14 protein-coding genes are annotated in these 19,697 nt (G+C 42.3%); 2 read left to right on the plus strand and 12 right to left on the minus strand.

Features of this window, described 5'->3' with window-relative positions:
- Positions 1 to 22: 22 nt before the first annotated feature.
- The 10 genes from H580_RS24365 to H580_RS24370 all read right to left on the minus strand — a co-directional run bounded on the left by H580_RS24365 (position 23) and on the right by H580_RS24370 (position 15,162).
- Entirely contained in the window at positions 23 to 3,133 is a 3,111-nt protein-coding gene (locus H580_RS24365; protein WP_036605321.1) for a cyclic peptide export ABC transporter, read from the minus strand.
- Between the two features lie 27 nt (positions 3,134 to 3,160).
- A complete protein-coding gene (locus tag H580_RS0114530) occupies positions 3,161 to 7,708 on the minus strand; it encodes a non-ribosomal peptide synthetase (RefSeq protein ID WP_028595420.1) in 4,548 nt (1,515 codons plus the stop codon).
- 497 nt (positions 7,709 to 8,205) lie between these two features.
- Positions 8,206 to 9,804, minus strand: a complete 1,599-nt coding sequence (locus H580_RS0114535) for an ABC transporter permease (protein ID WP_028595421.1) — start codon at positions 9,802 to 9,804, stop codon at positions 8,206 to 8,208.
- Entirely contained in the window at positions 9,797 to 10,684 is an 888-nt protein-coding gene (locus H580_RS0114540) for an ABC transporter ATP-binding protein (RefSeq protein ID WP_028595422.1), read from the minus strand. Before H580_RS0114540 ends, H580_RS0114535 begins: the two co-directional genes overlap by 8 nt.
- Before the next feature lie 326 nt (positions 10,685 to 11,010).
- Positions 11,011 to 11,769 carry a hypothetical protein gene (locus H580_RS0114545; RefSeq protein WP_028595423.1) on the minus strand — a complete coding sequence of 253 codons (759 nt, stop codon included), beginning with the start codon at positions 11,767 to 11,769 and terminating at the stop codon, positions 11,011 to 11,013.
- Entirely contained in the window at positions 11,766 to 12,449 is a 684-nt protein-coding gene (locus H580_RS0114550; RefSeq protein WP_051217478.1) for an ATP-binding cassette domain-containing protein, read from the minus strand. The genes H580_RS0114545 and H580_RS0114550 overlap by 4 nt, the downstream gene beginning before the upstream one ends.
- Complete coding sequence (locus H580_RS0114555) at positions 12,446 to 12,826, minus strand: GntR family transcriptional regulator (RefSeq protein ID WP_028595425.1); 381 nt, start codon at positions 12,824 to 12,826, stop codon at positions 12,446 to 12,448. The genes H580_RS0114550 and H580_RS0114555 overlap by 4 nt, the downstream gene beginning before the upstream one ends.
- A gap of 184 nt (positions 12,827 to 13,010) precedes the next feature.
- Positions 13,011 to 13,517 (minus strand): hypothetical protein, encoded by a 507-nt coding sequence (locus H580_RS0114560; RefSeq protein ID WP_028595426.1) that lies wholly within the window; start codon positions 13,515 to 13,517, stop codon positions 13,011 to 13,013.
- A 104-nt stretch (positions 13,518 to 13,621) separates the two neighbouring features.
- The gene (locus H580_RS0114565) at positions 13,622 to 14,053 is read right to left on the minus strand and encodes an SRPBCC family protein (RefSeq protein ID WP_028595427.1); all 432 of its coding nucleotides are present in this window, start codon (positions 14,051 to 14,053) and stop codon (positions 13,622 to 13,624) included.
- A gap of 158 nt (positions 14,054 to 14,211) precedes the next feature.
- Positions 14,212 to 15,162 carry a DMT family transporter gene (locus H580_RS24370; protein ID WP_051217479.1) on the minus strand — a complete coding sequence of 317 codons (951 nt, stop codon included), beginning with the start codon at positions 15,160 to 15,162 and terminating at the stop codon, positions 14,212 to 14,214.
- A gap of 133 nt (positions 15,163 to 15,295) precedes the next feature.
- Here H580_RS24370 and H580_RS0114575 point away from each other — a divergent pair, with 133 nt between their 5' ends.
- Together H580_RS0114575 and H580_RS0114580 are read left to right on the plus strand one after the other, a co-directional pair.
- Entirely contained in the window at positions 15,296 to 16,732 is a 1,437-nt protein-coding gene (locus H580_RS0114575) for an aminotransferase-like domain-containing protein (protein ID WP_051217480.1), read from the plus strand.
- 373 nt (positions 16,733 to 17,105) lie between these two features.
- Positions 17,106 to 18,455 (plus strand): lytic polysaccharide monooxygenase, encoded by a 1,350-nt coding sequence (locus H580_RS0114580; RefSeq protein ID WP_084509254.1) that lies wholly within the window; start codon positions 17,106 to 17,108, stop codon positions 18,453 to 18,455.
- 143 nt (positions 18,456 to 18,598) lie between these two features.
- On the opposite strand, the gene H580_RS0114585 is transcribed toward H580_RS0114580, so the two are convergent.
- Entirely contained in the window at positions 18,599 to 19,153 is a 555-nt protein-coding gene (locus tag H580_RS0114585; protein ID WP_211224414.1) for a GNAT family N-acetyltransferase, read from the minus strand.
- A gap of 44 nt (positions 19,154 to 19,197) precedes the next feature.
- A complete protein-coding gene (locus tag H580_RS0114590) occupies positions 19,198 to 19,674 on the minus strand; it encodes a GNAT family N-acetyltransferase (RefSeq protein ID WP_028595431.1) in 477 nt (158 codons plus the stop codon).
- Positions 19,675 to 19,697: the final 23 nt, after the last annotated feature.

Here is a 19,697-nt window from a genome sequence, read left to right on the forward strand (position 1 = left end):
ATTGATTGTCCAGCTAACTCTTCTAAGCGGTGACAGTCTCCATCTCAGTCACCTTACCGAACTCCATCTTCATCATCTTGTCAGCCAAATCGAAATATCGATCGTCATGGGTAATGGCAATAACACACTTGCCGCGCTGCTTCAGCTCAGGCAGCAGGGAATCATAGAAGAACATGCGGAATTCTGGATCCTGATCAGCCGCCCACTCGTCAAATAAACAGACAGGCTTGTCTTCTAAATAGCTAAGCAGCAGCGCAAGCCGTTTCCGTTGCCCAGTCGATAACTTAATCGTACTGAACTTCCCGTCCTGTACGTTCACCTTTTCTTCGATCTTAAGCAGTTTTAAATACCTTTCAATATCTTCCTGTTTCGCTTGTATATCTACACCATAAAGCTTCTCAAACAAGTAAAAATCACTGAAGATCGTTGAAAAGCAATTGCCAAGCTCAGAAGGCGACACCGAACGACCATTTAATAAAATTTCCCCTGAGGTTGGTACATACAAGCCTGTTATCAGCTTGGCAACCGTCGATTTCCCGCTTCCATTGCCTCCCGTAATGAACACGACTTCATTCGAATAGAAATCATAGTTGATTGGGCCGACCGAGAAGCTTTCTCCATTTTCCCCGCCGTACTTGTAGTACATATCACGAATTTCAATGTGAACAGCTCCAACTTGAGCTGATTTATTAGCTTCTGATTCAAGGTTTTCTACCGCAGATACTTCTTTAATCAAATCATTAATTCGATTCCAGCTTATCCGCATTTGAATTACATTTGGCACAGCATTTAAAATAGAGTGGATCGGCCCCATCATATAGAGAAAGATAAAGACATAGCTCCGTACCGCATCCATCTCAATTGCTTGAAACATTAATGGGAACAGGAAAGCAATACACCCGACCACTAAAGTAAATAGCAGCTCACCGATTACAAATGCATTGGCAATTTTATACTCGGCCTGCTTACGCTTATCACGATAAATTGCACAGCTTTCTTGAATATCGGAGTGAAATTCTTTCCGTCTTCTCCGATCCATGCTTAACTCTTTAAAGCCTTGAACGAGGTCGTTAATATAACGAAAGAACACGTTTTGAATATCACGCGTCTCTCCCCACAGCTTGTTTGCAGACATGCCGACCACTATATAGAGGCCAACACATAGTGCAATAATGCCTAGCGCTGCAAGAAGTCCGATCCAGTTAATCAGGCCAAGATAAATAAAACAACAAACGAGTGTAATCAAGCTGGTAATACCGGTAATGAAGGTATTTGCAAAATCGCTTATCGTTTCCGTGTCATTGTTCAATCCCGCATGTATTTTTCCACCTTCAATTTCTTCAAATTTGTAGAAGGGGGACTTCAGAATACGACCAATCAACTCCATTCGCTTGTTGTAGACGATATCATTCGTAATGGAAACAAGGTTGGTTCGAATAATGCGCTGGCCAACAATGTAAACAACAATACCGAACAAGAAAAACATAAATAATTCACTCTGAAATTCACGCTGATTACTTCCTAAAGCCAAATTAATAGTGAAAATGATAAATGCATTGCCTAACCCGCTGAATATACTCAAAACCGTTAAATTAAAAATAGCTTTGTCATTCGACTTTGGTAGGAAGTAAGTAAAGAGTGAAAATACGCAGAACACGATCCCTGAAGTCCATATCCCTAAAATCGCATAAAAAAAGCTATCTGGTGCCCATACCCGCACAAACTCCCAAGACAAACCAGAGAACATCACATTAGGAACAAGATATAAGCAATAGCTAAATAGGCTTAATAACAAAATAGAGCCTAACATAGCGACCACACCGTTCAATCCCCTACTTTTCCACCTGCGTCGTCCCGTAATCACTTCCATGATTGACCTTATGAAAAATACTATCGTTAGAATACCTAGCGGCATCACAATTATGGTTACAGCAGTTGATGTCTGAGCAACATCTTTAAACATGTCACTTGCCCGTTCTACTGGCGCTTTTCCAATCATGACGTTCAGAATGCTTTGTCCCGCGGCAATCGTATACGTAGAATTGAGGTTGGCCATTACAGCAACCCCCACCTGCTCTTCTGGCCGAAAACCGACATAGGAGGAATAGTTTGGGTTACTTCCATCATGGGACAACTCACCGCCACCATCTTGATAAACGGACCAACCCATCGCATAGGATGATCCGTCATTATTAGGTTGAATACTCCGATTCGGCACATGAGAAAGCTTAATCAGCTTCTGCTCTTCTTTACTCAACGTTGACGTTCCTAGATGAATTTGTAACCACTTGGCCATATCGCTAGCATTTGAAATCATATAGCCAGCTGCTGTATTACCACGATATATAGGCGCATCATAGGCTGCAGCGTCTAAAAACTGCATCTTATAGCCAGTTGCCATTCCACCTTCAGGCACATCTTTCCGAGAAAGATAGGTTTGATTAAGAGCTAGCGGGTTAAAAATTTCGCTATACATATAGGTTTCGAAGCTCTGCCCTGTCACTTTCTCGATGACCAATGCCAGAACATTATAATTTATTGTCGCATACAAATATCGACTGCCAGGCTTATGGTCAAGCTCTATTCCCTCAAGCTTACGAACCGTCTTCTCAAGCGCATCGTTTTCATCTGAAACTGGAATATCGTCGATAGTCTGGAATGGAACACCACTTGTATGATGCAAAAGTTGTTCAATGGTTACCGAAACACGAGAATCCTTGTGAGTAAAAGTAAGCCATGGAATATAGGAATCGACCGATTCCTTCAGATTGATCTTCCCTTTTTCTACAAGTTTTAGCACAGCAAGTGCTGTATACGCCTTACTTGTGGAACCGAGTTCGAAAAATGTGTCCTTCGTAACAGGGCGTTTATTCTCAACATCTGCAAACCCAAATCCATTGCTGTATACAATGTCCTTCCCTTTAATAATTACAACCGACATTCCAGGAATCTGTCCTTGATCCATAAATCGCTTTACTTCGTGCTCAATATTATTTTTAACATCCTGTGAAAGAAGTGCACCTGATACCGCATTGGCCGATACCTGATAACCTGTTCCCGCTAACACCATCACACAAAGAAGTAGAGTAACAACAAGTTGTAAGACTCTTTTAAAAAAACTCCGGTATTTCACATTAACACTCCTCTATTGAACGATTCCTTACTCAAACAGCGAGTCCAGATCTTCCTGCGAGATGCGTACAGACTCGAAATCAGAAGGTGTGAATTCAATCTGGTCTGTACGAATACAATGCTCAATAATATTCAATAGGTACATCTTCAGATTGTTTGCAAAATAAGAGATGGTATCCTGCCTTAACTGCCCTGTCGTGTAGGTAATCTCAATCTGAAGATTGCCGCCTGTAATATAGGCATTTATATCAATAAGACACGTTAGCGAGTTATTCCGTCCTACATCTGGTCCATGACTCTCAGCGGCTATGTCGAAATAAGAGGTACGGAGTGCTCGGTCAAGTTCCCCTAAGAAATTAAATCGTACGAGTTGTCTTTCCTCTGCTAGCGAAAACGTAACAGGAGGCATGTAACGATGAATTCCATAATAAAACCCATTATGAGGAATGCTTCGCAACTGCTCCTTGCACGATTTTATTTGCGAAGCTAAGCCCTCCTCAGTACGCAAAAACCGAACGGGATACATTGTTGTAAACCATCCAACTGTCTCGGTCAGATCGATGCCCTCTATAATTTCTTCTCGTCCATGTCCTTCCAGCATGATCACGACTTCATCAGTACCTGTCCATTGTGTTAAAGAACGAGTTAGCCCACATAGCAGCAATTCCAAGACACGAGTCTGATAAGGCTTGTTCGCATCTGTACATAGTAGTTTTGTATCATTCTCGCTCAATTCGATACGAAACGTATCTTTGACATCATAAGGCGTCACTTCCTCCTCTATATCGAGGGGAATCTGAACAGACGGGTATAGATGTTCTGACCACTCATCGGGATTGCCGTATTCAGAGTGATGTAATTCAGTATGGATTAGATTCATGCCCTCTGCCCACTGCTGATACGAACTTGTTTTAGGCCCAAGTTTAGGATCATGCCCAGCAGAATACTGTTCGAACAATCGCTTCAGATCCTCCAAAAGAATTCGCCACGAAACACCGTCGATAATAAGATGATGTGCAGTAAGTAGCAATCTCTGCTGATCGTTACCTAGCTCGAATAAACAACCACGAATCAACAAGTCATGCTGCAAATCAAACGTCGATTTTAAATCGACACTAATTTCCTCGATGGCAGCCACCTTTTGCTGTTGCGATAGATGACTCAAATCAGCTACATGAAGCGTATCAACAAGATCCTGTTCCAGATGTTTCTCGTTATAAAAGAGTTCCATCTGATGATTGACATTTAAACGCAAACTGTCATGGTGAGTAATCAACAGCTTCAACCACATACGCAGTTGTTCAGCTTTTACGGGGTATTTTAGATGTAATAAAAAGGATTGATTATAATAATGCGGCTCCTCCATGGCTTGAGCAAAAAACCATGATGTAATAGGTAAAGGCAACACTGTACCGGTACACGGACGTTGCTCGGAAAGCCTCGACACTGTAACAAGTTCCATCCTATGCATCATGTCCATGAACAGCGGTATAGATAGCATATCTTTTACCTTTAGCCGATATCCCAGTTCTGCTAACTTGGCTGAGATTTGAATCGCCTTAATTGAGTCTCCACCTACGTGGTAAAAATTATGCCCCATCCCTATCTCGCAGCTGCCAAGTACATCTTGCACAACGCTAAGCAAGTCCCTTTCCTGTAGTGTCTGAGCATCCAGCATTTTTTCCCCGCCTATAACGATAGGCTTTGGCAAACGGGATCTATCTACTTTCCCATTTAATGTGAGCGGAATTTCCGTTACATACACGAATTGCTGTGGAATCATGTATTGCGGGAGTTCAAGTGACAAACAGCTGCGAAGTTCACTATCCAGCGCGGCCGTCTTTTCCGAATTGCCCATCACTAGACTATCTTCATCTCGTAGTTCAATATAGCCGCACAACCATTTGCGGCCGTCTTCACTCTCTAGATCAATCACTACAGCGTCATTAACTACTGAATGCTGAAACAGTTGCTTCTCAATCTCAGCCAGTTCTATTCGGTATCCCCTTATTTTGACCTGATGGTCTGTACGACCGAGGTAATGAACTTTACCATCTGCACTTAACCTTGCTAAATCACCGGTCCGATACATTCGCTGGCCTGGGATGAATGGATTTAGAAGAAAGCGTTCCTCCGTTAAATCCATCCTGTTCATATAGCCGCGTGCAACACCATCTCCGGATATATACATTTCTCCTGATGCCCCAATAGCTACCGGATACATCTTCCTATCTAAGACGTAAATCTGCACATTGTCCGCTGGAACACCTATCGGCACAGATGCATCGGTATCCTTATCTGGACTAAATTCATGAATCATGCAACCTACTACCGTTTCCGTAGGGCCATATTCATTAAAAATGCGAATATTGCTGTTGAATTGATAATGAATTTGCTGACACAATGCGACATTCAAGTCTTCTCCACCTACAATGAATGTCTTCACTGAGCTTTGCTTAAACGGCATGCCTCTAAGTAATCCTAGGTGGGATGGTGTAAGCTTCACTATCGTACAAAGATTGTCTTTCATTATCCGGTATAAAACAAATTCATGCTCATCTTCGCGATAAACTATCATTTTGTGACCGGCAACAAGTGGTGTAAAAATCGACGTAACCGTAAGATCAAAAGCTAGAGATGAGTAGAGTGGAAATACTTCAATACTTTCCGTATCGGTATAAACTTGCTTAGCCCACCAGATATAGTTCGTCAGTCCTTGATGCTCAATCATCACACCTTTAGGTTTACCAGTAGAGCCTGAAGTGAATATGACATAGGCAAGATCACTTGCCACATTTACACTCGCCATGTCCCTATCTGTCTCTGACTCAAACAAGTCGCTATTGTCTAATCTAACAATCGGACCGTCATACGCAATCTCAGCGTTTACGTCACGATCCGTTAGCAGGATTGCAACAGAAGAAGTATCAAGCATATGTTGAACCCGTTCAACTGGATAAACAGGATCAATAGGCACATAGGCTCCTCCTGCCTTAAGAACAGCAAGCATAGCAGTAACCGTTTCAATGGAATGCACGGCCAGAATAGCAGCCAATTTTTCGCGCGTAATCCCCCGTTTTCGTAAATAAGAAGCCATTCGGTTAGCCCGTTGGTTTAACTGTTCATAAGTAAGCACGGTACCATCACATTCAACTGCAATTCTGAACGGGGTTCTCTGCACCTGTTCTTCAAACAACTGTATAACTGTGCGATCCTTTGGATATTCACGTACCCGACTATTCCAGTTGTATAACAGTTCATCCTCACGTTGCTTATTCAGAAGCTTCAATTCCGCCAACTTCTGATCTGGTGTTTCCAATACTTGTTCTAACAAAGTATGTATACTCTCATGCAGTAAGGCGATCTCTGCTTCGTTATAATTTTCCACTTTAAAATCGTAGTCCAACTGAATCCCTCGTTCTGGGTGCCAGTCTGAAATAACAAGTTGAAGCGCATAAATTTGTGAGCCGGAGTAAATTTCCTGCGGTATAGTACGTATTCCGTCTATATCCTTATTAAGTTGAAAATGATAGTAGTTTACTGAGAAGGGCAGTAATTGCTCAATGTCATTCTTCTTTAATTCCAATGCATTGGCGAGTAGATCGTAGGGGTATTTTTGATACTTGTAACATTTCTGGAGTTGTCGATCCACCTTTTCAATAAATGCAGTGGACGAAATAGCTTCGTTGTCGATGTGAAGCCGGAGCGGCATTGTACTGGTCATCATTCCAAATACTTGCTTGAATTTCATCGTGTGGTTAGATACCGGGGTGCCTATCAGGAGGTCTTGTTGCTCGTAAAATTTATGGTGGTAAATCAGAAATAACGATGTAAACAACGTGTTAATTGAATAATTCCGATCATGAACCCATTTTTTAACTCGATTCGTTAAGTCAGGCTCTAAGTAAAATGTCAGGCGGCGACCTTCTAGATGATTCGAACTCGCTGCCGTCCATTCTGGCAATATCGTGAATTGCTCCAACCAAAACGCCCTATCTTTCTCAAATCGGCCAGAATCCAAATACAATTTCTCTTGTTGGATGTAATCCAAGTAATTAGCAATTTCTATCTGCTTGGCATTACCGCTAACTACATATTGCTCATACACGGAATACAGCTGATCAACAATGAGTTGAAAAGAAAATCCATCCCCCACAATATGATGTATTTTAACGTACATACCACTTTCCCTTTCACTAAGTCGGGCAATTGCAAATTGGTACAACGGCTCCTCGGTTAATAAAAATGGTTGTGAGGCTGCTAGATGGGCCCAATTCGTAAAAGCTGAAGGTGGATCATGCGAATCTTCAAAATTAATTCGTTCAACCGCAAACGGCTTATAGGATTCTTCATACTGCCGCACATCACCATCGATCTCACGTATTCGGTACCGTATCGCTGGATGTTGAGCGACAAACTGATTTATCGCCTTCTCAAGTAGTTCCTCATTAATCAAACCTTGAAACCGCACCAGAAAGGACAAATTATGAAAAGCATATCCACTATAAATGTTCTCCATATACCAGATTCGCTTCTGAGCATGAGTTAACTCAAAGTACTGTTTTTCCACTTCCATTTTCACCGCAAGTTCCTCCTCCAACAAAGGATGCATTGGGATGATAGAAAATCACGCCAAAAAAAGTGCATATCTATCATTTCTCCCTCATTTAATTACACTTATATGTAATTATTGAAAAATAATGGATTTAATAGTTGGAATGTAGTACGTGTTGGATGAAAGTAAGGGTGGCCACGTCGAGGTAGTTAGCGAATATGATAAGCCGCCTATCTATTTAGAAATACTACAGCATCTCGTATTATTCTTGATATACTGACACGGAATCGGAAAAGTTATACTTGTAAAAATATATGGGATAACAAGGATAAAAGGTATAGTTTCCAAGTCTTATTTTCTAGTCCCCTCTTTATCTTCTAAAAGTGACAAAATACAAAAAAACCGAAATAGAACATGACTTCTGTCCTACTTCGGCCAATTTGTATTTTTATCATCTTCTACCTGCAGTTACAAAGAACATTACTCAATGATCCACCAAGGTAAATGATGCGCATCGCTTAGCGCTGAATCTGGTTCCGTCTCCCTAATACAGCAGCCACGAGCAAAATAATGGTTATAACCAAATAAATAATCGGCATACCCTTCTGTACAGATGATTCCATGCTACCCATAAAATCAAAGACCTGTAACTGGTTCATTACTCCTACAAACATAAGCACCAACAAGACTACTTCAAAAGTCTTATTAGATCGAGTCCATATACCTAGAGAAAGTGCTAGGGTAGGGATGAACATAGCCCCGACGAACCAGGCGAATAATGATCCCAGATCACCTTCATATAGTAACTTAATACCTAAACCGATTCCTGTTCCAAGTGCAATAATAAAGCCCGCGCACCAAGTAGCTGGCAACTGTCGCTCCAGGGGATTCATGCTAGAGAACACAATATCCCGAGTATTGTTACGCAGCTCGCGTACCCCCATGGATGACCAGATAAGAATCGGCCATACCCAAGTTAGTGGTCCCAACATACTTCTAACTATATCAAGCGGCAACAGCAAATCTCCAACTATAAAGAGAATTGCGACTGCATACCACCACCACTTTTGCCCTTTTAGCATGAGCCATAGTTCATAGCGAAGGAGATTAAAAAAACTGAACTTAAGCGATATACTAGTAAGCGTCTTAGCCGTCAATCCACCACTGGAATCCCAACCTTCATCCTTACTTCCTTTACCTTTCCTTCTAAAGATGCGGAAAAGATCGAAGGATTCTTTAGCCATCACCTTATCAAACCCTCTAAATACAAGTACCGTGAGCAATACCACCGCAAGCGCAATGACGACCCATGCCATGCGTCCTGCTACAATTTCAGCAGACCAGTCGACGCCATTCCAAACAAAGGTTTCCAATGGTCGATCTAGCTCAATAATGCCATCCGCCTTCTCGACAGTACCTGTAACATTTTTCTGTTCTCTAAACGTCTCTATCATACTATCATAGAAAACTTCCAGCCCCATCGGACTGCTAAGAGCGAGATTACCTATCTGAACCGTTACCCCATAATTCAGAAAAATTTGCGACCATAGGAAGAAATAAACAATGATACCAACTCCTCCACTTAACACACGTGTCGCTTCAAACAGTACAGCAAGCGCAGCTACTATCGCCATGACAGGCAGTGCAACCAGAATGAATGGCAGTAGCATATCCAAAATTCGGATCGTTGTATCTTCACTTCGGATTAGCTGCATAGCAATCGACACAAGGAAAGCAATGAGCACGATAATTGCTAGAATAATAAAGTTGCTGACAAACTTTCCAAACAGATAGCCCAACTTGCTGATTGGGGTTGTAGCAATAATTTGTCCAACACGAGTCAACCTGTCTCTGTCTATAGCATTTTTAACGAGTGCAAACCCTATAAGGCTAAGAATTGTAACGGTGGACATAACTACAGTGGAACCTATCCATGCAGAATTGTAGATACCACGATGCTCATTAATCATTACTACACCATATCGAGCATCCGTGAACGGAACGAAGAAGTAGGCAGCAAGAATCGTGAGAACAATCGTTACCAGAAACCCGTAACTCCGAGTGCGTTCATAAAAGTCTGCTCGGACGATGTGAAAAAGAGAACGAAAGCTAGTCATTCTGGCTTCCTCCCCGGCTGTCAGAAATGCAGTATAAATAGGCGTCTTCCATAGCCGGTGTAATGAGTCTTGCATCAGGTGCAGGTTTAGTATCCGATACAATCCTCACCTGCATGCCTTTACCACTGCGAATTGTACCACTAATAATCCATTGTTTTCGTAACGTTTGAACATCTTGATCAGATACGATAACTTCCCACACTTTGCCCTCTACTGTCCGCAGTAATGTATCTGGATCCGAGTGATGCATAAGCCTTCCCTTCGAAATAATAGCGATATTCCCTGCGGTCGCTTCTACATCAGAGACGATATGTGTGGAAAAAATAATAATTCTGTCGCCCGACAAATCAGACAGTAGGTTACGGAAACGTACGCGTTCGATTGGATCTAGCCCTACTGTAGGTTCATCCACGATGAGAATTTTCGGATCATTGAGAAGGGCTTGGGCAATCCCCACGCGCTGTCTCATCCCGCCAGAAAATCCGCCGATCGGCCTTTTGCAGGCATGCGTAAGATTGACAAGCTGCAGCAGCTCATCGATACGCTTTTTGGCTGTCCGCTGACTAATTCCTTTGATCGCAGCAATATATTCCAGAAACTCCACTGCGTTAAGATTCGGATATACCCCGAAATCCTGTGGTAAATAGCCTAGCACTCTGCGGATATCGTTAGGCTTTTTTGAAATATCCTCACCATTCCAAAGTACCGTACCATTTGTAGCGTCTGTGATGGTAGATATAATCCGCATCAACGTTGATTTTCCAGCTCCGTTTTCGCCAAGCAAACCCAGTACACCAGGCTCAAGCTTTAAATTAAAATCCTTCAGTGCCCAAAAATCCCCTTTATACTGCTTGCTCACCTGATTAATTACCAGCTCCATCTTACAATCATTCTCCTCTCCTAAGTAACAGTCTAAAGAGACCGCTCTAAGCTTCAAAAGTACATCAATCATTGTTTTTCTATATGATCATGTAACGATAGTTCTAAGTTGAGTTAGTAAGTATGAATGTAATTTCAGGGGGTTAAATCAAATGAAGTATGAAAACGATAACTACGTTGATAAAGACTGATTCGGAAGTTTGAATGATGCTGTGTAGGAAAGAAAAGTTTAGAAGTAAACTCCTCTTAAAATGAGATGTTTAATTTAAAATTGGGTCTCTCTAAGAGGTTTATGAGGAAGTAGACTCAGATAGATAGGCTCATGGATTATTTGAAGACTTGAACTTTTCGCTTCAGCAACCAGCTACTCACGGCTAATAGTGTGTAGGCAATTACAAGAAGAAAAAGTAAACCACCTAACGAATATGTCGTATATTCTGCTCGCAAACTATCGTTTACCAAGCTAATACCTAACGGTAATCGAAATGACATCCATTCAAACCACCTACCAAGAATGGATGCGATATTTACAACCAAAACAGCTGCTAAAAATAAGATTGACGGCACTGCTCCATAACGTACTGCTTTATTTGCAAGAAATAGACATCCAAATCCTAAGCTGATTATAATCGCATACAATAACAAAATAGCATCCAATCGGTATGTTTCAACAATCAGCATTTTCAAAGACTTCGAGATATTATCCATTCTACCAATGACGTAGGCTTCATATGCATAAATACCCAGCGTAGTAGCAGAGGATATTGCCATGATAAGAACAGTTTGCAATACAGCAACAATCAGCTTTGACAACAGAACGGGATAACCCGCGTGCGATGAATTGATCCAATAATAAACGCTATGGAATTTCCATTCAGACTGTAAAGATTGAATATACAAAATAGGCAGTATGAACGCACTTAAATATGTGACAAATATAGAAAGAACCGTCGCAAGTCCGGGGTCAACCCCATGTGCTAAGAGAAAACATCCAAACTGCAAAATGAGCAGCACTACAAAAGATAGCATGAAATTAGTTTTCGACTGGCGAAAATCTTTAAGCAATAAATATTTATAGCCGCTCACAACAAGGCCTCCCTCATGACATCTAGCACACTCATGTTTCTTGATTCACGAAGGTTTTCTACATTTTCAGAAACGAGTAATCTCCCCTCTTGCAAAAAGATTAAGTGATCCAAATACAGCTCTATCTCTGCCACTTCATGAGTAGACACAATAATGGATTGTTTCTCTAATTCCGTGTGCTCCGCCATCATTTCAAGAAGATGCTCCCTCGTGATAGGATCGAGCCCTGAAAGCGGTTCATCCATAATTAGCAACGGCGCTGAGCGACTTAACGTCAAAATTGCCTGCAACTTCGCTCGGTTACCCTTGGACAATTGTTCCACCCGCTTACTCCCATCCAATTGAAAACGGTGCATGAGTGCTTCTGCCTTATCATTCTGAAAATCTGTATTCAATCCAGCTGCCAACCGAATAGACTGCTGTACGGTATTGAACGGATAGAGCCATTCATGCTCAGGTGAGAAGGCAACTAGTTCTCTCCTATGTCGACTAATCATCTGCCCGTTTAAGCAAATACGACCTTGTGATGGACGTGCTAAGCCAGCAATCAAATGAAGTAAAGTTGATTTGCCACTACCGTTTGCCCCGATCAGGCCAATAATGCCTGCATGCGGTACCGAGAAACTCAAATCGTGGAGCACCTTCTTATAGTGGACCTGCTCAAAAGTAATTAAGCTCAAGATTTGGTGTCCTCCTTTGTATGCATGCTGCAATTAATCATGTTCATAATATCGTGTGAACTATACCCTAGCTGTTTCATACTTTGAAGAAAAAGTAAAATTTGATTGCGGGCGAGTTCTTGTCGCAGGTGCTCCAACAATTCTATGTCCGTTGTCACGAAAGTGCCCTGCCCTCTTTTAGTCTCGACTACGCCGCGTCGCTCCATCTCCATGTAGGAGCGTTGAATTGTATTTGGATTTACGCCTACTTCAACTGCCGAATCTCTTACCGATGGCAGCTTGTCGCCAGGCCTGAGCTCCCCCCTGCATATACGCTGGATGAATATATCCATGATCTGGGTGTAGATCGGCTGTGAATGCTGAAATGTATGTGACATGGATATCCCCCTTCTCCTTCGTATTATTGACTTAGTGTTCTAGATACATAGTACACTGAGAATAATGGAAAATCAAGGATGTTTGTTTCCGGCTCATTTTCTTTTTCATACTAAAAATAGAGAAACTTCAGCTTACAGAAGCTTCCCTATACATGTTTTCCTATGTACATTTAGAACCAACAGCTCACTTGATACGTTCGATTCGTATCGATTTATCAGGAAAATGAATGCGGATATTGCCGCCAGAACCAAATAAAACTTCTAATGATATCGTAGTATCGTCGACTGAGGTAAACTCTTCGAACAACCAGTCGTCTATCTCAGGATGCATAATTGGTCTGGGATTGTCGTAGTTATGATGTTCAAATTGAAAGAAGGAAATATTTTCGAGCGTTAGCATCCATTGTGCACGGTTTGCTATATCGTCACCATTACGTGCTAGTGTGAAATGGGCATTCGATCGAAGGAGACTCTCATGTTCGATATCCACTTTTAACAAACGGTAATCATGGAATCCCAATTTGCTGAAATAACGATGCACTTCCTCTGGTAGCCGTTCAGATAGCGATTGATAGATTTCACCGTATTGTCTACCATTCTGCAGCCATTGCCGTTCCAGTTGTTCTAGTTGTTCATCACTCGTTGTCTCCGTATTTTGGGCAATATACATATCGTATGGAAAGTACTTCATGAATTGCCTCCCTACTTAAGTAATGGTTGTAAAAAAAGAAAGACATTTGATCGTTAAACTATCAAATGCCCTTTATGCAGTCTGCATTACCACGCTTATACTTATCAACGCGTAATTTGTTCTGCTAATTGTTTTATTTTTTGCAAAGACGAATTGGCGAATTTGACTGATTCCTCGTAATAGGACTCCCCCTGTGGAATGGCAGCAAAATCCCCAATCTCTACGGTTAGCAAGTTGTGTTCACCTTGCCGTGAAAGCGTGTATGTATAGCCGATATTATAATGCTCCGCAGGAAGCGGCCACTTGGGGACGTACAGTGCCAGCCGCAGACGCTGTAGTGGTGCGAACTCCACTACAGTCAGCTGAGAATACCCCTCCCAATTAATAATGCTTCCAAGCTCAAGTGGATCACTGCCATATCCCTCAGGCAATTCATCCCACTGCTTCATATATTCCGGACTAACCAGCACCTCCCAGATTGCAGAAGCTGGAGCCTCGATAACAATTTGATGATGTACAACAAACAGATTGGTCAATCGTATTCCTCCTTCAACTTATTTACTACTTATTTACCATTAATAACACCCTTATAGGTGTATCAACTACTGATAATTTTCCCACAAACAGCAGCAACATACTAGCAACTCCCCAAGCTGTACTGTCGAAAATGTAAATCCCTTCCTATTAAGAAACGTTATCCCTTGGATAATCCGCGGTCAGCTCTTTCTGGAGATACCTCTTTAGCGAAAAATGTTTCCTTCTTACGAGCACCGAGCAGCCCAGTATTCACAACTACGAGTCCTACAATCGTTAACACAGCTCCTATTATCGTATAGATGGATAGTGCCTCGTTATAGAGAACACCCCCGATTCCAACTGCAATAAATGGTGAAATATACAGCCACATCGATGGAAACAGCGGATTCGTATTTGCGACAAGCCAATAAAAAATCGTATGCCCCACCATAGACCCGATGATGATTAAATACAGTTGGGAACCAACCACTTGCAAGGATAGGAGCGACTCCAGATGAACGCGTTCGCTGCATACAGACAATACAAGCATCATAACACCACCACAAAACATTTGAGCAGCATTTTGAGCAATCGGCGAAGTGTCGGAAAAACGGCTTATCACTTTTTTAGAATACAACGCTCCACCTGCATAAAAAAGCTGTCCTAGTAAAATAGCTATACATCCTAGCAGCCACAACCTATTTGAACCGAGTGATACCTGAGGAAGAACGAGCATAGCTACCCCTGCCAAACTGATGAAGCAGCCGACTATTTTTCTACGCTCCACACGATCACGATACATTACAAACTGCAGCACTATGATGACAATTGGAGCTGTTGCGGAAAGAATGGCAGCTGTTCCTGAACTCACGTACTGCTCTGCCCAGTAGAGCAAGGAAAAAGTGCCCGACGTGAGCCCTAGACCAATCAACCACATTTCTTTGCGCAGCAGCAGCGAAAAGCTCGCTTTCTTTTTCCAAGTCATCCATATAAGAATGAGCAAACCTGCCAACACAAATCGACTACCTGCTGAAAAGAATGGAGGAGCACCCGCATCTACACCTACCTTAATCGCCAAAAAAGTCGTTCCAAATATAATGCACATGAAAATAAAATGGACGATAATCATTCTAATACCTCCTTGACAGTACACTTCTTGACACCATTATAATGAGGCAAGAATAGAACAGTTTGAATGAAATAGAACAGATTTGATACGTGCAAGCAAATTAAAAGTTCAATACATAAGGAGGTACTCCACAATGAGCTCTATCGAGCTAGACCGCTCACAAGGCAAGCCGCTGCATAAGCTTGTATACGAATATATATGGAATCGAATTCAACGCGGGGAATGGCCTGAACATCATAAGCTGCCATCGGTTCGCACGCTTGCAGAAGAAATGAAGGTTAACCGATTAACCGTATTCAAAGCATTTCAACAGCTTAAAGATGAAAAAAAAGTGTATGTCAAAGACAAGTCGGGCTATTATGTTCAGCCAGGTGTCACGATGCCTTTCGACAATTTGGAAAGTCCTATCATATTTTCTTACGTACATAAAAGCCATCTATCCGAAATTCATCGCGTTCCTGCAAACTATCAATTTTCGTATGCGCTAATCGATCCTAGCTTGCTGCCAAACCGGTATTTTTCTGAATCTATGCTGGATATTGTTGAACGCTACCCGAGAATGCTCAGCACCTATTCTACACCCCAAGGAGATGAAGAGCTGCGGCAGTCACTGTCTCGGTTTTTCACCAACAAATACGGATTTCACCTCACTCAAGATGACATCATGATCACATCAGGCTCCCAGCAAGCGATTGATTTGTTAGCACGGATGCTTGTCCAACCGATGGACGTGGTTCTCATGGAACGCCCGACATATAGTGCTGCCATTGATATGTTCAGGAATCAGGGAGCGCAAATTATTCCGATTGATATGTATTCGTATGGGTATGATTTGGAGCAAGTAGAAGCTTATATGAAACAGTTCAAGCCGCGCTTGTTCTACCTCAATCCGACTTTTCACAACCCTACTGGCTACACCGTGCCAGCCGAACAGCGGAAGGAACTCGTTGAGCTCGCGGAACGGTATCGCTGTTTACTAATCGAAGATGATCCGATGCACGATATTTACTTTCAGCATAAGCCTCCTCTGCCCTTATTTTCGTACAGTACAGAAGGTTATGTCATTTATATTTGCAGCTTTAGTAAGTACATTGCACCTGGACTGCGGATTGCCGCTATTTGCTGCCAGCCGTCCATTATGAAGCATCTTCTTACGGTCAAGTCATTAGCAGACAATGGTACCCCGCTGTTAAATCAGAAGATATTTCTGCACTACTTTATGTCCGAGCGTCTCCAGCAGCATATTATCAAGCTTCGAACTGCATTAAACATTCGCAAAACGGTCATGGAAGAAGCACTTGCGATAACGAATTGGAAATGGGACAGCCCTGACGGAGGCCTTAATTTGTGGATTCAACTGCCAGAAACACTGTGTTTGGAACGGCTGTTAGCTAAGAGTATCGAGCATTCCATCTCCTTTGTCCCCGGATCAATATGTGATCCGTCTAAGGAGCTACAATCGTGGATTCGCTTAAGTTATTCGTATATAAATGAACAGCAGATCAAAGACGGCATGAAGCTGCTCATGCAATTAGCAGAGCAAGTAGACCGTAGAGATCGACATATGTAACTAAAATTGCCTTGGAAAAGGATATGTACGTTCTCATTCCAAGGCTACAACATTCGATTATTTTTATCATTTCTTCTATCACGTTAGATAGAGTCCAACGATCCCTACGCTCTTTCTTTCAAAATGAATCATTTGTACACTCTCACCCTTTCAGCTCGAAATACACTTCACACAAAAGTAGATTCCTACTTTTTTACTCGTTATACGAAACTTTTCGTCGACTCCCATCATTTTGGGTACAAGCTTTTGACTTAAATATTCAAATTGCCCTCATATTATGCAACCTTGTTCAATAGAATGTTGTTGTGGAAAGGAGGAGTGATCAAACTAATCATCAAAATTAGCAAAACCCATATTACAAGGAGGTAGTTTTATGTACAAATCGTTTAGCATGTCCCGCTTCACCCTGAAACATCTTCTTATTAGCTGTGGTGCTGCCATTGTTGCCTTGCTTGCTTTCACCCTATTTACGCAGCAAGCTTCCGCGCACGGTTATGTCGATGGTCCAGCAAGCCGAGCCTATCTATGTAAACTTGGACAGAATACAGATTGTGGCGCGATTATATATGAGCCGCAAAGCTTGGAAGCACCTAAAGGATTCCCCGCGGCTGGTCCTGCCGATGGCAAAATAGCCAGCGCAGGCGGTATTTTCCCGAAGCTGGATGAGCAATCTTCCACTCGCTGGGCGAAAGTAAATATCTCTTCTGGTACGAACACATTTAAATGGACACTTACCGCACGACATTCAACTGCAAGTTGGAAATACTATATTACAAAGCCGAACTGGAATCCAAATGCCGCACTTAGCCGTAACTCCTTCGATCTAACACCATTCTGTGACGTCCCTTACAATCGCACTCAGCCACCTGCCACCTATACCGACACATGTAATGTACCTTCTCGCTCGGGTTATCATGTCATTCTAGCCGTTTGGGAAATCGCGGATACAGGCAATGCCTTCTATAATGTAATCGATGTAAACTTTGGAGGTTCCAACCCAGTCGATACAACTGCACCTACTGCTCCTGGAGCATTAGCATCCCCATCCAAAACAACGAATAGCATCGCCTTAACTTGGAGTGCATCTACAGATGCTGTAGGGGTAACGGGATACAATGTCTACTCAGGCTCCACACTAGTAGGTACCGTTTCCGGCAGTACCCTAAACTATAATGTTACGGGATTAACTCCAAATACAGCCTATACGCTAAAAGTGAAAGCATTTGATGCCGCAGGCAATCTGTCCCCGGATAGCAACAGCATTACCGTCACGACGAATCCGCTCGTACCAGACAATACGCCACCTACTGCACCAGGCAATCTGCATGTTATGGGAACGCCGACAGGCAATAGCATTCAGCTCATGTGGAATCCTTCCACAGACAATATCGGTGTAACCAACTACCGTGTCTATAACGGCACAACTTTAGTCGCAACTGTATCGGGCACAACAACTTCTTACACCGTCACAGGTCTTACCCCATCCACCACCTATACGTTTAATGTGTTTGCGTTAGATGCATCGGGCAACCAGTCAACAGCAAGCACGGTGACAGGTACGACTACTTCTCAACCAACCGTTCCAGCATGGGCACCGAATACAGCTTATACAACAGGTACCCTCGTTTCTTACAACGGAGCCGTCTATAAATGTCGTCAGCCGCATACGTCACTCGTAGGTTGGGAACCTGCAAACGTGCCATCTTTATGGCAGCTGCAGTAGTCATTTCACCTTTGTACGGATAAAAATAGGGACTAGCATCGTTCGAGCTAACATGCTAGTCCCTTTACATAAGCAGTATCCAAATCAAAAAAAAGACCGTCCCCAATGGACGATCCTTCACTTACTCCCTGTATAAGAGATTGTTACGCATCATATTCAATCAACCAACAATCTCCCATTTCTCCCTCATGCCATTCATGCTTCTCTAGTCGTTTTTTCTTTGAAAAGCCCGCTTTCTCATAAACCCTTAATGCGCGTTCATTTCGAACTTGCGGGTCCATGACGATTTTGGTTGCACCTTTATGTGCAATGAGATACGCCACTGTTGCTCGAACGAGACGCGTGCCGATCCCACGATTCCAATAATCGGTTTCCCCAATAAACTGATCCATTCCATACACTTGACCATGGTACGACTCATACCCGTACTTCTGTATTTCTTCTTCATCAATTGGATAAAACTGAATATATCCAATGTCCTTGGATTCATATTGGATGATGCAACGTGCCTCTTCTGACACTTGATCCCCAAAGAAACTTTCTACAACCATCTCTGTATTATGCGGACGATCACGGCCTTCGTAGTACATGAGCACGGCGGGATTAGATAACCATTTCACGAGTAAATCAACATCACCACGCTCAAGCTGCCTAATCGATAGTTCTTGTTCTTGAAATAATACCACTGCCTGCACCATCCTCCTACACGCATTCCTCTACTCTATCTAATAAATCCTTTGTATTAGACAGCGTCATTTCCTTTTACACCTAGATAATAATGATAATATTCTTCGTCACGGCCATATCCATTACGCTCATATAAACGCTGCGCTTGTTTATTGTCAATCGCAGTGGATAACTCAAGCCCCTTCGCTTTGATCGACTTAGCATATTGCTTCGCTTCATCCAGCAGCAGCTGTGCTATGCCTTGTCTGCGATACGTTTCACTCACATACAGATCATTCAATAGTAAAGACCTCTCCATGGAAATAGAAGAGAACATAGGATAAAGCTGCGTAAAACCAGCAATTACAGCAGTACCTTTATCTCTTACGATAAAAATAATAGATTCACGATGTTCAAATCGATCAAATAAAAACGTGCGAGCTTGCTCTACATCCGACTGTTGTCCATAAAATATACGATATTGATCAAATATTTCAGCTACTGCCTCTAAATCTTGTATCGTTGCTTGAACCGCTTCAAATTGTGCACTCATGTGATTGATCTCCTAATAGTAAA

Origin of the sequence: Paenibacillus assamensis DSM 18201, from assembly GCF_000422445.1 — a bacterium.
Classification (GTDB): domain Bacteria; phylum Bacillota; class Bacilli; order Paenibacillales; family Paenibacillaceae; genus Paenibacillus_B; species Paenibacillus_B assamensis.